Source organism: Sphingobium jiangsuense (assembly GCF_014196495.1).
Classification (GTDB): domain Bacteria; phylum Pseudomonadota; class Alphaproteobacteria; order Sphingomonadales; family Sphingomonadaceae; genus Sphingobium; species Sphingobium jiangsuense.
On sequence record NZ_JACIDT010000002.1, the window covers coordinates 448414 to 466275 of the forward strand.

Below are 17862 nucleotides of genomic sequence, written 5' to 3' on the forward strand. Positions count from 1 at the left end.
GAGCGCCATGAACCGGCGTGATTTTGCGGCAAAACGCACCCCGCCATTGATTGCCGCCGCGCAGACCACATATTTGATCCCGATGCCGCTGCCGGCGGCACGATGGAGAAAGCATTGAACACACAACTGCCCCTATTGCCGTTGCGCGACATCGTCGTGTTTCCGCATATGATCGTTCCCCTGTTCGTCGGGCGCGACAAGAGCGTCGTCGCGCTGGAAAAGGCGATGGAAGCGGACAAGGAAATCTTCCTCGTCTCGCAGCTCGACCCGGCGGAGGATGAGCCCGATCGCGACGCCATGTACGACGTGGGCGTCATCGCGACGGTGCTGCAATTGCTGAAGCTGCCCGACGGCACCGTGCGCGTGCTGGTGGAGGGCAAGCAGCGCGCGAAGCTGATCGCGACCTCGCCGGCCGACGGCTTCGTCACGGCCGATGTCGATGCGCTGCCCGAAGAGGCCGCCACCGGCCCGCAGGTGTCCGCGCTGATGCGCTCGGTCGCCGACCAGTTCGAGAATTACGCCAAGCTCAACAAGAAGCTGCCCGCCGAAACGCCGATGCAGTTGCGCGAGATCGAGGAGCCGGGCCGGCTCGCCGATGCGGTCGCGGCCAACATCAACGTCAAGGTGTCGGACAAGCAGGCGCTGCTGACCGAAACCGACCCGGCCAAGCGGCTGGAGATGGTGTTCGCCTTCATGGAGGGCGAACTGGGCGTGTTGCAGGTCGAAAAGAAGATCCGTGGCCGCGTCAAGCGCCAGATGGAAAAGACCCAGCGCGAATATTATCTGAACGAGCAGCTCAAGGCCATCCAGCGCGAACTGGGCAATGGCGACGGCGAGGACGGCGACGAACTGGCCGAACTGCAGGACAAGATCAACAAGACCAGGCTTTCCAAGGAGGCGAAGGCGAAGGCCAATGCCGAGTTGAAGAAGCTGAAGACCATGCAGCCCATGTCGGCCGAGGCGACGGTCGTGCGCAACTATCTCGACGTGCTGCTGGGGCTGCCCTGGGGCAAGAAGAGCAAGGTCAAGAACGATCTGGTCCGCGCGCAGGAAATCCTCGATGCCGATCATTTCGCGCTGGAGAAGGTCAAGGACCGCATCGTCGAATATCTCGCGGTGCAGGCGCGCACCAACAAGCTGAAGGGGCCGATATTGTGCCTCGTCGGTCCTCCGGGCGTGGGCAAGACCTCGCTTGGCAAGTCGATCGCCAAGGCGTGCGGACGCGAGTTCGTGCGCCAGTCGCTGGGCGGCGTGCGCGACGAGGCCGAGATCAGGGGCCACAGGCGCACCTATATCGGCTCGCTGCCGGGCAAGATCGTGACCAACCTCAAGAAGGCGGGCACGATGAACCCGCTGTTCCTGCTCGACGAGATCGACAAGCTGGGGCAGGATTTCCGGGGCGACCCGGCCTCCGCCCTGCTGGAGGTGCTGGACCCGGAGCAGAACAGCCGGTTCCAGGATCATTATCTGGAGATCGACGTCGATCTTTCCGACGTGATGTTCGTGACCACCGCAAACAGCCTCAACCTGCCGCAGCCCTTGCTGGACCGGATGGAGATCATCCGCCTCGAAGGCTATACGGAGGATGAGAAGGTCGAGATCGCGCAGCGGCACCTCGTGCCCAAGCAGATCGAGGCCCATGGCCTGAAGGAAAGCGAGTTCACCGTCACCGAGGAAGGGCTGCGCGACCTCATCCGCTATTATACGCGGGAGGCGGGCGTGCGGACGCTGGAGCGGGAAATCGCGCGCCTCGCCCGCAAGGCGCTGCGCAAGATCCTGGAGGGCAAGGAGCAGGCGGTCGCGATCACGCCGGAAAACCTCCACGACTTCGCGGGCGTGCGCAAATATCGCCATGGCGTGTCGGAGGAGGAGAACCAGATCGGCGCCGTCACCGGTCTCGCCTGGACCGAGGTGGGCGGCGAGCTGCTGACCATCGAATCGGTCACCGTGCCCGGCAAGGGGCAGATCCGCACCACCGGCAAGCTGGGCGAGGTGATGACCGAATCGGTGCAGGCCGCCTTTTCCTATGTGAAGGCGCGTTCGCCCGGCTACGGCATCCGCCCCAGCGTGTTCGCGCGCAAGGATATCCACATCCACCTGCCCGAAGGGGCGGTGCCCAAGGACGGTCCTTCGGCCGGTATCGGCATGGTGACGAGCATCGTTTCCACGCTGACCGGTGTGCCGGTGCGAAAAGACGTGGCGATGACCGGCGAGGTGACTCTGCGGGGCAGGGTGCTGCCCATTGGCGGCCTCAAGGAAAAGCTGCTGGCGGCGCTGCGCGGCGGGATCAAGACCGTGCTCATCCCGGTGGACAACCAGAAGGATCTGGCGGAAATCCCGGCAAATGTGACGGAAGGGCTGGAGATCGTGCCGGTGTCGCATGTCGATGAAGTGCTGGCGCGGGCGCTCGCCGCCCCGCTGGAGCCGATCGCCTGGTCGGAGGAGGACGATCTGGCCGCCCAGCCGCTTTCCTCATCCGGCGGCGAGGGGGATGTTGCGCTGCGGCATTGAGCATCGTGCGGGTGCGACGGAGGAATATGGGCGCAATGCCCCTGAATCCGGCGCATTCTTGCGCTTTATCCTTTGACAGACGCGAAAAACCACGCCTTTATGGCGCCCTTCACAACTGATTCCCAACTGAAGCCAGATAAGGGGGTTCCCAAGGCATGAACAAACAGGATCTTATCAGTGCGGTCGCTGAGAGCAGCGGTCTTTCCAAGGCTGATGCCACCAAGGCGGTCGAAGGCGTGTTCGATGCGATCACCGGCGCCCTGAAGAAGGGGGATGAGGTTCGCCTGGTCGGTTTCGGCACGTTCTCGGTTTCGAAGCGCAAGGCGTCGACCGGTCGCAACCCGCGCACCGGCGAGACGATGACCATCGCCGCTTCCACCCAGCCCAAGTTCAAGGCTGGCAAGGGTCTGAAGGACGCCGTCAACTGATCCTGCAACCCGCGCGCGTCCCTTCCGCGCATATCCTGTGACGGAAGGGCATGCGCCGGGGCTTTGGCCCGGCAACAAGGGGAAATTCCCCCGCCGGTGCATGAAAAGAGCGAGGTTCCGGCCTCGCTCTTTTTGCTTTCGTCCTCAGGGACATGAAAAATGAAAAAGCGGCATCCCGATTGCAAAAGGATGCTTGACGCTGCCGACAGGCGCGCTTAATTGGCCCCTCTCCGCACGGCGGAGGTCGATAATGTGGCGATCGTAGCTCAGTTGGTTAGAGCGCTGGTTTGTGGTACCAGAGGTCGCGGGTTCGGATCCCGTCGATCGCCCCATTCTTTTCAAACACTTGGCTTCGCGATGACCAGTGCTCCTGGGTTCAGTCTGGACCTGCGGGTGCGCTTCCTCGTGTCAGCCTGAAGGCTTTAGCGGGCGGCTGCGGGCGCTTTGGCTGGGCTGATGCATGGTTTCCGTACCCTATACTGAACGTCTGCTTTGGATGGTTGGCAGCCTTTCCCCCTTTGGGGGAGGGGGACCATGCGGAGCATGGTGGAGGGGCACAGGCCGCTGGAGTTACGCTTGATGGAGCATGCCCCTCCACCACCCTGCGGGTGGTCCCCTCCCCGTATCGGGGAGGATCAGGTCAGCTATTGCCCGCAACCCGTCTTCTGCCGGGGCGTTCCGCATGCAACCCGTCCTATTCGATATACGCCGCCAATTGCCGCCACAGCTCGGCCTTGCGCGAAAGCGGCATGGTGTTGGCGGGGCTGGTCGAGGGCAGGTCGATCAGCGCGACGGTGCGGTCCGCGAAGCCCGCATCCTGCTCCAACTGCCTGCGGCCGATCCGGCTCGCGGTGGTGCCGTTGAAGCCGATCGCGCGCAGCTCCGGCAGGCCGGCGACGAACTCGCCGAGGCTGTTGGCACGGATCGCGCGCAGATGCTGGTCGAGGCTACCCGGACGGACCGCCTCGGCCACCACGTCCCACAGACCCAGCCGCCGCGCCAGCAATCCGGCGAGCCGGTCCTCATAGGACAGGGCAGGAAGGTCGATGCCGGTCAGCCCGGCCGCGATCGGCCAGAAATGGTTGCGCGGATGCCCGTAATATTGGCTGAGCGCCAGCGAGCGCGCGCCGGGCAGGCTGCCGAGGATGAGCACCCTCGTCCGGCGATCCGCCACCGGCGGGAAGCAGAGCGCGGCCTCTTCCATCATTCGTTCCCGGAAAGATTATCCACATCGTGCGAGCGGCTCGCTGGCAATGCCAGCAGCGTCAGGCAAAGGCAAGCGGGCAAGACCCGCCTCCCGCCCCTTGAGGCGATGGAAGGAGCGGCAGCGGGCCGGGATCAGTAATTGGCCGGAGGATCGCTCGCCGGGAAGGATTCGTCGGATTGCTCGTCCACCTTGTCCCACGGGCGGTCTTCTTCCGCATATTTATGTTCCTTGCGCCCGGCATTGCGCACCACGCCCGACGAGAATACCGGCGCGGCCTCGCCATTGTCGGCGCCATCGGACTCGCGGCGAAACATCTTGTAGAGAACCGTGCCGACACCGGCGAGAAGGCCCAGGCGAACCAGAAATCCCATGATATGTCTCCCGATAACAGACGGGGCAGGGCGGGTGCGCCTGCCCCCTATCCAGTGAAACCTATTCCAGCGAAACGACGTCATGCTGCCCCATTTTCCGGGGATCGCCGCCCTTGCCGGACATCAGCCGGAACAGCCCCTTCAGGGTGCTGTCGGGTTGCCAGATCTCGGCCTCCTTGAGGTCGAAGCGCATCATCAGCAGGTCCGGGTCGCTGCGGCCGCCGTCATACCAGCTGTCGATGGTCGGCGACCAGTAGCGCTCGATCACCGCCGGGTCGGCTTCCTCGACCAGCGTGCCGGAGATGCAGCAGAACAGGCGATGATCGCGCGCGGCGAACTGGGCCATGGCCGGGCCGCCCGGCGCGATGCGGTTGTCCCGCGTGGTGTAGAACCAGAATTTGCCGTGCACATCCTCGTCGAGCTGGGCGACGAGCGGTTCGGCATGGTCGTGCCCGGTATCCAGCTTCACCATCAGGAAGGGGCTCTGCGCCATCGCCTTCCACATCGCAGCGCGAATATCGTCGGTCATGATCTTCTCCTTTCTCCATCAACTTATGAAGCAAGGGAAGGTTTCGGCAACGGGAATAAAGCCGGAAGGGCCCCGCCGCCGGGGCGGACCGGTTCACCCGAACAGCGCGTGCGGATCGTGCGCGGCCAGCATCGCGTCGGGCCGGGCCAGCGCGACGAGCGTGAGGCCATGGGCGGCGGCACGGTCGATGGCGAGGCTGGAGGGCGCGGAAATCGTCACCAGCAGCGGGCAGCGGGCCAGCACAGTCTTTTCGACCAGCTCATAGGAACAGCGGGCGGTCAGCAGGAAGAAGCCGGTGCGCGGATCGGTCCCTTGCCGCGCCAGCGCGCCGACCAGCTTGTCGAGCGCGTTATGCCGTCCGATATCTTCCCGCGCCATGAGGATCGCGCCTTCGGACGAGCAGAAGGCGGCGGCGTGCACCGCGCCGGTCGATCGCGACAGCGGCTGATGGCCGGCGAGCCCGTCCAGCGCGCGGAACAGCGTCGGCGCGTCGGCGGCGGGCACCGTGTCGATGGCAGGCAGTGGGCGCATCACCTGCTCCAGATTTTCGAGGCCGCACAGGCCGCAGCTGCCCTCGCTCACCCGGTTGCGGGCGCGATCCAGCACCCTGTCGCCGCATTCGGGCGTCAGGATCACCCGCGCCACCCAGCCGAGCGGGATTTCCGCTACCTCCAGCGCGATTATGTCGGCGGGCGAGCCGATCACCCCTTCGGAAAGGGAAAAGCCGGTGACGAAATCCTCGATATCGGCCGGGCTGGCCATCATCACCGCATAGGCGATGCCGTTATATTCGATGGAGACGGGCGCCTCGATCGCGATCGCGCGGCCGATCCGCCGGACGGCGCCGGACCGGTCGAGGCGCTTCAGCGAGGCGGGCCGCTGGGGAAGGGGGGCGGAGCGGTCGTCCGCGCTCATGCCCCCGCCAGCCGCCCATAGGCTTCCTGGGCGATGGGCGAGAGGCCCGCGCCCCCGGTGGCCAGCAACGCCTTGATCATGCGCGGTTCCCAATAGAGGCGGATATGCTCGGCCGCCGCCGCCGCCGGATCGGCCTCACGCGCGAGGCCCTGCGCGATCTGGTTGGCCATGCGGATCAGCGTCGCGGTGGTGTCGGCGCCCGCGCTCATTCGGCCGCCTCCGCTTCCACCGGGGCGATGCGGCGCGAGCGGCGGGCCTGCTCGTCATAGTCGCGCTGCCAGTCGGTCGGGCCGTTGGAGGCGCCGACCTGAACCGCCGTCACCTTATATTCGGGGCAATTGGTGGCCCAGTCCGAATAGTCGGTGGTGACGACATTGGCCTGCGTGTCCGGGTGGTGGAAGGTGGTGTAGACAACGCCGGGCGCGACGCGATCCGTCACCAGCGCGCGCAGCGTGGTTTCGCCCGCGCGGCTCGACAGCTTCACCCAGTCGCCGGTGCGGATGCCGCGATCCTCGGCGTCGACCGGATGGATCTCCAGCTGGTCCTCGCCGTGCCACAGGCTGTTTTCCGTCCGCCGCGTCTGCGCGCCGACATTATACTGGCTGAGGATGCGCCCGGTGGTGAGCAGCAGCGGGAAGCGCGGCCCGGTCTTTTCCTCGGTCGGGATATAGTCGGTGACGACGAACCGGCCCTTGCCGCGCACGAAGCCGTCGACATGCATGATCGGCGAGCCGTCGGGATGGGCCTCGTTGACCGGCCATTGCAGCGAGCCTTCCTTGTCGAGCCGATCGAAGCTGACCCCGGCGAAGGTCGGAGTCAGGCGCGCGATCTCGTCCATGATCTCGCTAGGGTGGGCATAGCTCCAGCCCAGGCCCATCGCGTTCGCCAGCGCCTGCGTCACCTCCCAGTCGGCCATGCCGTTGAGCGGCGTCATCACCTTGCGCACCAGCTGGATGCGGCGTTCCGCATTGGTGAAGGTGCCGTCCTTTTCGAGGAAGCTCGACCCCGGCAGGAACACATGGGCGTAATTGGCGGTTTCGTTGAGGAACAGGTCGTGCACGATCACGCAGTCCATCGCCGCGAGGCCCGCCGCGACATGCTGGATATTGGGGTCGGACTGGAGGATATCCTCGCCCTGCACATAAAGGCCCCGGAAGGTGCCCTCGACGGCGGCGTCCAGCATGTTGGGGATGCGCAGGCCCGGCTCCGGGGGCAGCTCCACGCCCCAGTCCTGCTCGAACAGCGCGCGGACGGAGGCGTTCGAGATATGGCGATAGCCCGACAGCTCATGTGGGAAGCTGCCCATGTCGCACGACCCTTGCACATTGTTCTGCCCGCGCAGCGGATTCACGCCCACGCCGCGCCGGCCGATATTGCCGGTCGCCATGGCGAGGTTGGCGATCGCGATCACGGTCGAGCTGCCCTGGCTGTGCTCGGTGACGCCGAGGCCGTAATAGATCGCCGCATTGCCCCCGGTGGCGTAGAGCCGCGCGGCGGCGCGGAGCGTTTCGGCGGGCACCTGCGTGACGGCGGCCAGATGCTCCGGGCTGTTGGTGGGCAGCGAGACGAACTCCGCCCAATGCTGATATTCGTCCCAGTCGCAGCGCTCGCGGATGAAGGCTTCGTCGGCCAGCCCCTCGGTGACGATCACATGCGCCATTGCGGTCAGCACCGCGACATTGGTGCCGGGGCGCAGCGCCAGATGATGATCCGCCTCGATATGGGGCGAGCGGACGAGATCGATGCGGCGCGGATCGATGACGATCAGCTTCGCCGGCGGACGGCCGTCGATCCCGCGCAGACGGCGCTTCATATGGCTGCCGAATACCGGATGGGCGTCGGTCGGGTTGGCGCCGATGACGAGGATGACGTCGCTTTCATCCACGCTGTCGAAATCCTGCGTGCCCGCCGAGGTGCCGAAGGTCTTGTTGAGGCCATAGCCGGTCGGGGAGTGGCAGACGCGGGCGCAGGTATCGACATTGTTGCTGCCGAAGCCCGCGCGCACCAGCTTCTGCACGAGGAAGGTCTCCTCATTGGTGCAGCGGGACGAGGTGATGCCGCCCAGCGCGGTCGCGCCGTAGCGCGCCTTGATCGCGTTCAGCTTCGTCGCGGCGAAGCCCAGCGCCTCGTCCCAGCTCACCACGCGCCAGGGCTGGTCGATGCTGTCGCGGATCATCGGCTCGGTAATGCGTTCGGCATGCTGGGCATAGCCCCAGGCGAAGCGGCCCTTGACGCAGCTATGGCCGTGATTGGCCTTGCCGTCCTTCCACGGCACCATGCGGACGAGTTGCTCGCCGCGCATCTCCGCGCGGAAGGTGCAGCCGACGCCGCAATAGGCGCAGGTGGTGACGACCGCGCGGTCGGGCGTGCCGATCTCCGCCACGCTGCGCTCCACCAGCGTCGCGGTGGGGCAGGCCTGCACGCAGGCGCCGCAGGACACGCATTCCGAGCCGAGGAAATTATCCGAGGCCAGCCCCGCGCTGATCTTCGAATCGAAACCGCGCCCCTGCATGGTCAGCGCCAGCGTGCCCTGCACCTCGTCGCAGGCGCGGATGCAGCGGGAACAGGCGATGCACTTGCTGGGGTCGAAATCGAAATAGGGGTTGGACTGGTCCTTGGCCTGCCCCAGATGCGTCGCCTCGACCGGATAGCGCACCTCGCGCAGGCCGACCGCGCCCGCCTGGTCCTGAAGCTCGCAATCGCCATTGGCCGCGCAGGTCAGGCAGTCGAGCGGGTGGTCGGAGATATAAAGCTCCATCACGCCCTTGCGCAGCTTTTGCAGATGCGGCGTCTGGGTGTGGACGACCATGCCCGGCTCGACCGGCGTGGTGCAGCTGGCGGGCGTGCCGCGCCGCCCGTCTATCTCGACGAGGCAGAGGCGGCAGGAGCCGAAGCTTTCGAGGCTGTCGGTCGCGCACAGCTTGGGGATCGAGCATTCGATCTCGGCGGCGGCGCGCATCACGCTGGTTCCGGCGGGAACGGTGACGGGGCGACCGTCGATGGTGAGCGTCACCTGCTCGGTGGAGCGGCTTTCGGGCGTGCCGAAATCGGCCTGGGGCTGGTAGGTCATGCGTGTTCTCCGGCGCGTTCTGACTCGCGCGTAAGATCCCGGTTTTTGAAATCTTCCGGGAAGTATTTGATGGCGCTCATCACCGGATAGGGCGTGAAGCCGCCCAGCGCGCAGAGCGAGCCATATTTCATCGTATCGGACAGATCCTCGATCAGGCCGAGATTCCTCTCCACATCGCGTCCGGCGATGATCTGGTCCATCACCTCGACCCCGCGCGTCGAGCCGAGGCGGCAGGGCGTGCATTTGCCGCAGCTTTCCGCCGCGCAGAATTCCAGCGCGAAGCGGGCCATCTGCGCCATGTCCACGCTGTCGTCGAACACGGTGATGCCGGCATGGCCGATCAGCGCGTCGACGGCGGCGAAGGCTTCATAGTCGAAGGGCAGGTGGAACTGCTCGACCGGCACATAGGCGCCCAGCGGCCCGCCGACCTGCGCGCAGCGGACCGGGCGGCCGCTCGCCGTGCCGCCGCCGATCCGGTTGACCAGATCGCCGAGCGAGATGCCGAATGCCGTCTCATAGAGGCCGCCATATTTCACATTGCCCGCGATCTGCACCGGTATGGTGCCGCGCGACCGGCCCATGCCGTAATCGGCATAGGCCTGCCCTCCATGCTCGATGATCCACGGGATCGCGGCGAGGGTGAGCAGGTTGTTGATGACCGTGGGCTTGCCGAACAGGCCCTTGATCGCGGGCAGCGGCGGCTTGGCGCGCACCTCGCCCCGGCGGCCTTCGAGGCTGTTGAGCAAGGACGTTTCCTCGCCGCAGACATAGGCGCCCGCGCCCATGCGTATCTCGATGGAGAAAGGCGCGATGATGTGCGCGCAATGCTTCACGGCGGCGCGCATCTTCGCGATCGCATGCGGATATTCGCTGCGGATATAGACATAGCCCTTGTCCGCGCCGACGGCGAGGCCCGCAATGGCCATGCCCTCGATCAGCATATAGGGATCGCCTTCCATCACCATGCGGTCGGCGAAGGTGCCGCTGTCGCCCTCGTCGGCGTTGCAGACGATATATTTCTGGTCCGCGCGCGCATTGCGCACCGTGTCCCACTTGATGCCCGCCGGGAAGCCCGCGCCGCCGCGCCCGCGCAGGCCCGACGCCTTCACCTCCTCGACGATCGCCTGCGCGCTCATCGCCCGCGCCTTGTCGAGGCCGATCCAGCCGCCGGTTGCGGCATAATCCTCAAGGCTCAAGGGGCGGGTTTTCCCTGCACGGGCGAAGGTCAGGCGCTGCTGTTCCGCGATGAACGGGTGATCCTCGATCCGGCCGATGGAAGGCGCGCTCCCGGCGAGGATCGTCGCGACATCGCCCGGCGCCGCATTGCCATAGCCCACGCCGTCGATCTCGATCAGCGGCTCCAGCCAGTGCATGCCCCAGCTCGACACGCGCTGCACCGTCGCGCCAGCCTTCTCGAATGCGGCCGCAACCTTGTCCGCGCCCAGCGCGAGGGCGAGCGCATCGTCGGAAATGCGCACGATGCTCTTTTCGGTGCTCATGCCGCCTCCTCGATCAACGCGTTCAGCTTTTCCGGGGTGAGGGCGGCATGCACGTCACTGCCGACCATCGCCGAGGGGCCGACCGAGCAGAGGCCGAGGCAATAGACCGTTTCTATCTTCACCCGCCCGGCGGCGGCGCGCTCGGCATCGGGGACCAGCGCCTCGACCCCGCGTGCCTTGCAGGCTTCCGCCCGGCACAGCTTGATCGCGGGCAGGGGCGCGGGCTTGCTGTTGAAATCATGATAGAAGCTGACCACGCCATGCACTTCGGCGCGGGTGAGGTTGAGCGCGGCGGCGAGTTCGCGCACCGTCTCCTCGCTGATATGGCCATATTCGGCCTGAATATCGTGCAATATGGGGAGCAGAGCGCCGCGCGCCGGGGTTTTCCCGTCCTGATGGCGCACGACTATCTCCGCGATGCCGCCTTCCTGTGTCATCTAACCCGTTCCAATTATGATATTCGGCCGATAATGCGCCGATGCGCGGTGCAGGTCAAATCGATCTGCACCATGTTTGATAGAGATTGTCTATCAAGAGAGGGCGCGCGCCGCCTCTATCGCCGCGCTGGCGAGCGGGGTCAGCGGCGCGCGGTCCAGCACGACGAGGCCGACGCGGCTGGCCGCCACGCTTTCCGTCAGCGGCAGCATCCGCGCCCAGCGTAGGTCCGGGAACAGCGCGGCATAGCCTTCGGGAATGATCGTCGCGAACGGCCCGGCCTGCACCATCGAGAACAGCGCGACATAGGAATCCGCCGTGATGCGCGGGTGCAGCGCGATGCCGTGCTCGGCCATGCGCGCGTCGAGGATGCGCCGGTTCTGCATCCCCTGATGCAGCAGGCACAGCGACAGCTCCGGCAATTCGGCGACGCTCACCGTCTCGCGCCCGTCCCATTGCCCGCCCGCGCGGACCAGCAGCCGGTAATTCTCGGTATAGAGCGGCACGCTCAGCACATTGGCGGGCGGCTCATGATCCAGATAGGTGATGCCGCCGTCTATCTCATATTCGGCTAGCGCGCGGACGATCTCGCGCGAGGTCAGCGACCGGACGGACAGCGCCAGCGCCGGGCGGCTCGCCAGCAGCGCCTGCCCGATGGGTCCGGCGAAGGGCAGGGCGGCGGGGATCGCGCCCAGCCGGAACTGGCCGCTCACCTCGCCATGGGTGGCGGCGAGCGCGCTCGTCATCCCTTCCTGCGCGGCGATCATCTGCCGCGCCCAGGGCAGCAGCGCCTCGCCCTCCGGCGTCAGGCTGATGAAGCGGCGGTCGCGCAGCACCAGCCGCTTGCCCAATTGCCGCTCCAGCGCGTTGATCCCGGCCGACAACGTAGGCTGCGACACGCCGCACGCATCGGCGGCGCGGGCGAAATGCCGCTCCTTCACAAGGGCGAGGAAATACCGGACGAGACGGACCTGCATGGCCGAGGTGATAGCGGCAGGCGGCGGCGCTGGCTATGGGGATCGGGGACGTCGCTTCATCCCGTCATGCCAGCGAAGGCTGGCATCTTCCTCGATAGCGCGGAAGCCAGCCTCAAACGATCCCAGCCTGCGCTGGGATGACGTGAGATTAACGCCAGCCCTCAACCCCACCCGTTCCCGGTCGATCCCTTCCGGTTCTCGCGGTCGATCGCCATGATGATGCCGAGGCAGAGCATCACCGTCAGCATCGACGATCCGCCATAGGACATGAACGGCAGCGGGATGCCGACCACGGGCGCGAGGCCCATCACCATCATCAGGTTGATGGCGACATAGAAGAAGATCGTGGTGATGAGGCCGGCGGCGGTCAGGCGGGAAAAGCGGTCCTGCGTGCGGATCGCCACCTTTATGCCCCACAGGAACAGCAGCAGGAACGCGCCGATCAGCGCGACGCCGCCCGCCAGCCCCCATTCCTCCGCCATGGTCGCGAACACGAAATCGGTATGGCCTTCGGGCAGATAGTCGAGATGGCTCTGCGTGCCGCGCAGGAAGCCCTTGCCGAACAGCCCGCCCGAACCGATGGCGATCTTCGACTGGCTGATATGATAGCCCGCACCCAGCGGGTCGGCTTCCGGGTCGAGGAAGATCAGCACCCGCTTCTGCTGATAATCGTGGAGGAAACTGAACGCGATCGGGATGGCGGCGGCCAGCGCCAGCCCCGATCCGATGAACAGGCGCAGCGGCAGCCCGGCGAGGAACATCACGGTGACGCCGCCCGCCGCGATCATCGTCGCGGTGCCGAGGTCCGGCTGTACCAGCACCAGCGCCCAGGGGAAGCCGATCAGCACCAGCGCGGGCCAGATCGCGTTCCAGCGCCGTATCTCGCTGATCGGCAGGCGCGCGTAGAAGCGCGCGACCGCCAGCACGATCACCGGCTTCATGAATTCGGACGGCTGCAACTGCATGAAGCCCAGGTTGATCCATCGCTGGCTGCCGCCCGCGACGCCGCCGATCAGCTCCACCAGGATCAGCGCGACCAGCACCGCGACATAGCCGGGCAGCGCATATTGGGAGAAGAAGGAGGGAGGAAAGCGTGATATCACCAGCGCCATCACCGAAAAGACGGCGAAGCGCACCATCTGGTTGATCGCCCATGGCGTCATGCTGCCGCTCGCCGCGCTGTAGAGCACGACGATGCCGAAGGTCGCGATCGCCGTGACGATCAGCATGACGCGCCAGGGCAGGCGGGCGATGGTGGTGGGGACGATGCTCAATCCGGCACCTCTTGCGCGCTGTTGTCGCCATCCGAAGGAGGCGGGGTGTCGGCCGCGGCATTGGATGCTCCCTCTGCCGCCGGGTCCGACGCATTGGCCGCCGCGTCGACGGACGGCAGCGTGGGCGCGAGGCCCTTGGCGAGGCGATAGGCGTTCATCTGCGCCTTCTGCCGCTGCTGCGGCGTGCCACCCCATCCCTTTTCGTAGGTTTCCAGCCGCTCCATCGCCTTCACCGGGTCGACCAGATAGCTGATGCAGTCGGCCGAGATCATCGGCGCGTCCTCTATGCGGTTGGTGTGGCCGCCATGCTCGATGATGGTGGCGATCGCATAGCGGGGATTGTCATAGGGGGCATAGCCCAGGAACAGCGCATGGTCGCGCAGCTTGAACGGCAGCGAGGCATTGCCGCGCACGCCGCCCCGGCGTTCCGCCATGGTGATGCGGCGCACCTGCGCGGTGCCGGTCTTGCCCGCCATCAGCATGCCGGGAATGGGCAGGCGGGCCGCGCCGCCGGTGCCGCCGCCGTTCACCACCGCGCTCATCGCATTGTGGATGATGTCGAGATGCTCCTGCGATATGCCGAGCGAGCCGGGGGCGGGCCGTTTCGCGCCGTAGAGCAGGTTCGGCATCAGCATCTTGCCCGATGCGAGGCGCGAGGCCATCACCGCGAGCTGGGTCGGGTTCACCAGCATATAGCCCTGGCCGATGGTGGCGTTCACCGTGTCGTAAATCTGCCATTCCTTGCCATATTTCTTCAGCTTCCACGCCGGGTCGGGCACGGTGCCGTAGCTCTGGCTAGGGTAGGGCAGCGGGAATTTCTGGCCGAGGCCGAGGCGCCGGGCCATGTCGGCGATCACCTGCATGCCGAGGCGCTGGGCGAGCACATAGAAATAGATGTCGCAGCTCTGCGCGATGCCCCGGTGCATGTTCACCGCGCCATGGCCGCCGCGTTTCCAGCAGTGGAACAGGCCGTTGCCGACGCGGATCGCGCCGCCGCAATGCACGGTCTCGTCGGGGCTGAGACCCGCTTCCAGAAAGGACAGCGCGACCATCGGCTTGACGGTGGAGCCGGGGGGGTAAAGGCCCTGCAACGTCTTGTTGCGCAGCGGCACATGGTCGTCTTCCGACAGCATGTTCCATTCCAGATGGCTGATGCCGTCGGAAAAGCTGTTGGGGTCGAAGCTCGGCATCGACGCCATGGCGAGCACGTCGCCATTCTGGCAGTCGATCACCACCACCGATCCGCTCTGCGTGGCGAGGCGGCGGCCGGCATATTCCTGCAACCCCGCATCGATGGTGAGGCGGATGGTCTTGCCCGGCGTGTCGGGGCGGGTGGTCAACTCGCGCACCACCTTGCCGCGCGCCGTCACCTCGACCCGCTTGGCGCCGGGCCTGCCGGTCAGGTCGCGCTCGAACGAGCGCTCCAGCCCTTCCTTGCCGATCTTGAAACCCGGCGTGATGAGCAGGGGATCGCGCCGTTCCTCATAATCCTTGGCGGAGGCGACCCCGACATAGCCGAGCAGATGGCCGACGCTCGGCCCCGCTGGATAATCGCGGGAATAGCCCTGCGCCGGGGCGACGCCGGGCAGGTCGGGCAGGCGCACCGACACGGCGGCATATTGCTCGTAGCTCAGCTTGTCGGACACCTGCACCGGCTGGAAGCCGGCGGCTTTTTCCAGATCCTCGCGGATGCGTTCCACATCGTCGGGGCCGAGCGCCAGCAGCCGGGCGAGCGTGTCGATCACCGCGTCCTTGTTGCGCAGCCGGTCGGGGATGATGTCGACGCGGAAATCGGTGCGGTTGCGGGCGAGCGGCTTGCCGTGCCGGTCGATGATCCACCCCCGGCGCGGCGGGATGAGCGTCAGGTTGACGCGGTTGCTTTCCGACAGCAGCGAATATTTCTCGTTCTCCGCCACGCTGATCCAGCCCATGCGCGCGGCGAGCAGCATGCCGACGCCGCCCTGCAGCCCGCCCAATACCATCGCCCGGCGGGTGAAGGTGAAGGCAAGGCTGGCTTCGGTGATATGTTTCGGGGTCAGCTTTGGAAATTTCATGCCATCATGCGCCATCGGTCCATACCGGCGGTGATGCGCACAATAAGCGGATAGAAGAGAGCCGACCAGAGCAATTGTGGAAGAAGCAGGAATGCAGGGACGGCGCTGCCGCCCATCCGGGCGATCAGGAAGCTGCCGCCCAGGAAGGTCAGGCAGGCGGGGACGGCGATCAGCCAGTCGTGCCAGTAATCGCGCCAGAACAGGCGCTCATCGGCGAATTCGATGGCGATGATGATGACCGACCAGAGGAAGATCGCCGTGCCCAGCGGGTTGCCGCTCATCAGGTCGTCGAATGCGCCCAGCGGCGCGCCGATCCACAGCGGCCAGATCTCCCGGTGCAACAGGCGCCAGCTCAGCAGGAAAAGCAGGCCGAGCGGCGGCAGCGTCGGCGACTGGCTGATCAGCGGAAGCAGCGCGGGGATCATCGACCCCAGCATCACGCACAGCACCGGCGTGCCGTGAATGCGCAGGCGGGACGGGGTGCGGCCCAGGCGGGGAACCGGCACCGGGCCGTTCAGCGATTCCCCGCTCATGGCGCTGTGGCTCCGGCGGCGTTGTCGGCGGCGGGCGGTGGCGGGATGTTGGCGTCATAGGGCCGCTCTACCATCACCGCTTCCACCCGCGCCGGACTGGCAAGCGGCACGCCGATCGCGAAGCCGCCTTTCAGCGCGACGACCACGGCCACCGGGATATTGGGGCTGTAGAGGCCGCCGGTGCCGGTGGTCACCATGATGTCGCCGGGCTTGAACGGGCTGGTTCCCGCGCTCAGCGGACGGATTTCCAGCGTGCCGTCGTCAAGGCCGGTGGAGATGGCGGCGACATTGTCGCTGGCGCGGCGCACCGGCACGATGTTCTGGCTGTCGGTCAGCAGCAGCACGTCCGCGCTGTTGGGGCCGACGACCAGCACCCGGCCGATCAGCCCTTCGGGCGCGCGCACCGGCATGCCGGCCTGCACGCCCTGGCGCGACCCGGCATTGATGCGGGCGATGCGGCGCAGCGAGGCGGAGGAGGAACTGATGAGCCGCGCCGTCGCCACCTCGCTATCGGTGCTTTGGGTCAGCTTCAGCAGCTTCTTGAGGCGGATATTCTCCTGCTCGATCGCCTGCGCCTCGATCATCTTCACGCGGTTGGCCTCGACCTGACGGCGCAGCGCGGCATTTTGCGATCCGGCGTTGATATAGGCGAGGACATGCTCGTCGATGGAGCCGATGCCGCCGACCATGGAGCTCAACGTCGCGGAAACCGGGCGCGTGATCTCCGCCGCGCCCGCGCGCAGCACCGCGAAGCCCGCCGGATCGGCCTTGGCGAGGACCAGGGCGACCAGCCCGGTTATGGCCCCGGCGATGGCGATCACATAGCTGGCGAACAGGCTATATTGAGCCCGTCTGTTGATTCCGGGACGGCGGCTCGTCGATCGCGCCATCGCAGAAGCTCTCCCTCAGCCGGATCAGGCCGTTTGCAGCACGCCGCGGAAAATCGGGTCTTCCAGCGCGCGGCCGGTGCCGACGGCGACGCAGGTCAGCGGATCTTCGGCGACGGTGACGGGCAGGCCGGTCTCGTCGCGTATCTCATCGTCCAGCCCCTTGAGCAGCGCGCCGCCGCCGGTCAGCACGATGCCCTGATCGACGATGTCCGCCGCCAGTTCCGGCGCGGTATTCTCCAGCGCGATGCGCACGCCCTCGATGATGGTGCTGATCGGTTCCGACAGCGCCTCGGCGATCTGCGCCTGGTTGATGGTGATTTCCTTGGGCACGCCGTTCACCAGGTCGCGGCCCTTGATGTGGATGATCGCGCCGATGCCGTCCTCCGGCATCTTGGCGACGCCGAATTCCTTCTTGATGCGCTCGGCCGTGGCTTCGCCGATCAGCAGGTTGTGATGGCGGCGGACGAAGGAGACGATCGCCTCGTCCATCTTGTCGCCGCCGACGCGGACCGAGGTGGTGTAGGCGAGGCCGCGCAGCGAAAGCACCGCGACTTCCGTGGTGCCGCCGCCGATGTCGACGACCATGGAGCCGATCGGCTCGGTCACCGGCATGTCGGCGCCGATCGCGGCGGCCATCGGCTCATCGATCAGATAGACCTGGCTGGCGCCTGCATTGCTGGCCGCGTCGCGAATCGCGCGGCGTTCCACCGAAGTCGAGCCGCTCGGCACGCACACCACGATTTCCGGGAAGCGCCACGGACGCGACTTGCCGCCATGCACCTTGGCGATGAAGTGCTTGATCATCTGCTCGGCGACGTCGATGTCGGCGATCACCCCGTCACGCATCGGGCGGATCGCCTCGATATTGTCGGGGGTCTTGCCCATCATCAGCTTGGCGTCGTCGCCCACGGCCTTCACCCGCTTGACGCCGTTCAGCGTCTCGACCGCCACCACCGACGGCTCGTTGAGGACGATGCCGCGCCCGCGCACATAGACGACGGTGTTCGCCGTGCCGAGATCGATCGCCATGTCCTGCGAGGAGAATTTGAACAAACGTGAGAAGACCGCCATGCCATATCCCGTTTTGATGGCTCCCTGCCGACGCGCGGGAGCGTGTGCGTGTGGTGATTCCCAGCCTCGATAGGCGAACAATGCCGAGCGAAAAATTG

At 66.3% G+C, this 17862-nt stretch carries 16 protein-coding genes and 1 tRNA gene; 3 read left to right on the forward strand and 14 right to left on the reverse strand.

Features of this window, described 5'->3' with window-relative positions; translation table 11 throughout:
• Positions 1-114 precede the first annotated feature (114 nt).
• The 3 genes from lon to GGR43_RS04680 all read left to right on the forward strand — a co-directional run bounded on the left by lon (position 115) and on the right by GGR43_RS04680 (position 3271).
• A complete protein-coding gene (gene lon, locus GGR43_RS04670; protein ID WP_188070764.1) occupies positions 115-2511 on the forward strand; it encodes an endopeptidase La in 2397 nt (798 codons plus the stop codon).
• 155 nt (positions 2512-2666) lie between these two features.
• Positions 2667-2939 (forward strand): HU family DNA-binding protein, encoded by a 273-nt coding sequence (locus GGR43_RS04675; RefSeq protein ID WP_188070765.1) that lies wholly within the window; start codon positions 2667-2669, stop codon positions 2937-2939.
• A 255-nt stretch (positions 2940-3194) separates the two neighbouring features.
• Positions 3195-3271 (forward strand) — tRNA-His (locus tag GGR43_RS04680).
• 362 nt (positions 3272-3633) lie between these two features.
• Here GGR43_RS04680 and GGR43_RS04685 read toward each other — a convergent pair.
• The 14 genes from GGR43_RS04685 to GGR43_RS04750 form a co-directional block, all read right to left on the reverse strand.
• Entirely contained in the window at positions 3634-4146 is a 513-nt protein-coding gene (locus GGR43_RS04685; protein ID WP_246343321.1) for a DNA-deoxyinosine glycosylase, read from the reverse strand.
• A gap of 131 nt (positions 4147-4277) precedes the next feature.
• A complete protein-coding gene (locus GGR43_RS04690; RefSeq protein ID WP_188070766.1) occupies positions 4278-4517 on the reverse strand; it encodes a hypothetical protein in 240 nt (79 codons plus the stop codon).
• A gap of 61 nt (positions 4518-4578) precedes the next feature.
• Positions 4579-5046 (reverse strand): pyridoxamine 5'-phosphate oxidase family protein, encoded by a 468-nt coding sequence (locus GGR43_RS04695; RefSeq protein ID WP_188070767.1) that lies wholly within the window; start codon positions 5044-5046, stop codon positions 4579-4581.
• Positions 5047-5139: 93 nt separating this feature from the next.
• Entirely contained in the window at positions 5140-5961 is an 822-nt protein-coding gene (gene fdhD, locus GGR43_RS04700; protein ID WP_188070768.1) for a formate dehydrogenase accessory sulfurtransferase FdhD, read from the reverse strand.
• Complete coding sequence (locus GGR43_RS04705; RefSeq protein ID WP_188070769.1) at positions 5958-6170, reverse strand: formate dehydrogenase subunit delta; 213 nt, start codon at positions 6168-6170, stop codon at positions 5958-5960. Before GGR43_RS04705 ends, fdhD begins: the two co-directional genes overlap by 4 nt.
• Positions 6167-9031, reverse strand: coding sequence for a formate dehydrogenase subunit alpha (gene fdhF, locus GGR43_RS04710; RefSeq protein ID WP_188070770.1), 2865 nt, complete (start codon positions 9029-9031; stop codon positions 6167-6169). Before fdhF ends, GGR43_RS04705 begins: the two co-directional genes overlap by 4 nt.
• The gene (locus GGR43_RS04715; protein ID WP_188070771.1) at positions 9028-10530 is read right to left on the reverse strand and encodes an NADH-ubiquinone oxidoreductase-F iron-sulfur binding region domain-containing protein; all 1503 of its coding nucleotides are present in this window, start codon (positions 10528-10530) and stop codon (positions 9028-9030) included. The genes fdhF and GGR43_RS04715 overlap by 4 nt, the downstream gene beginning before the upstream one ends.
• Complete coding sequence (locus tag GGR43_RS04720; RefSeq protein ID WP_188070772.1) at positions 10527-10967, reverse strand: NAD(P)H-dependent oxidoreductase subunit E; 441 nt, start codon at positions 10965-10967, stop codon at positions 10527-10529. The genes GGR43_RS04715 and GGR43_RS04720 overlap by 4 nt, the downstream gene beginning before the upstream one ends.
• Positions 10968-11060: 93 nt before the next feature.
• Positions 11061-11942 (reverse strand): LysR family transcriptional regulator, encoded by an 882-nt coding sequence (locus GGR43_RS04725; protein WP_188070773.1) that lies wholly within the window; start codon positions 11940-11942, stop codon positions 11061-11063.
• Positions 11943-12103: 161 nt separating this feature from the next.
• The gene (gene rodA, locus GGR43_RS04730; protein WP_188070774.1) at positions 12104-13216 is read right to left on the reverse strand and encodes a rod shape-determining protein RodA; all 1113 of its coding nucleotides are present in this window, start codon (positions 13214-13216) and stop codon (positions 12104-12106) included.
• Complete coding sequence (gene mrdA / locus GGR43_RS04735) at positions 13213-15270, reverse strand: penicillin-binding protein 2 (RefSeq protein ID WP_188070775.1); 2058 nt, start codon at positions 15268-15270, stop codon at positions 13213-13215. The genes rodA and mrdA overlap by 4 nt, the downstream gene beginning before the upstream one ends.
• Positions 15267-15803 carry a rod shape-determining protein MreD gene (mreD, locus tag GGR43_RS04740; protein WP_188070776.1) on the reverse strand — a complete coding sequence of 179 codons (537 nt, stop codon included), beginning with the start codon at positions 15801-15803 and terminating at the stop codon, positions 15267-15269. The genes mrdA and mreD overlap by 4 nt, the downstream gene beginning before the upstream one ends.
• A complete protein-coding gene (gene mreC / locus GGR43_RS04745; RefSeq protein ID WP_188070777.1) occupies positions 15800-16693 on the reverse strand; it encodes a rod shape-determining protein MreC in 894 nt (297 codons plus the stop codon). Before mreC ends, mreD begins: the two co-directional genes overlap by 4 nt.
• Positions 16694-16717: 24 nt before the next feature.
• Entirely contained in the window at positions 16718-17764 is a 1047-nt protein-coding gene (locus GGR43_RS04750) for a rod shape-determining protein (RefSeq protein WP_188070778.1), read from the reverse strand.
• Positions 17765-17862 lie beyond the last annotated feature (98 nt).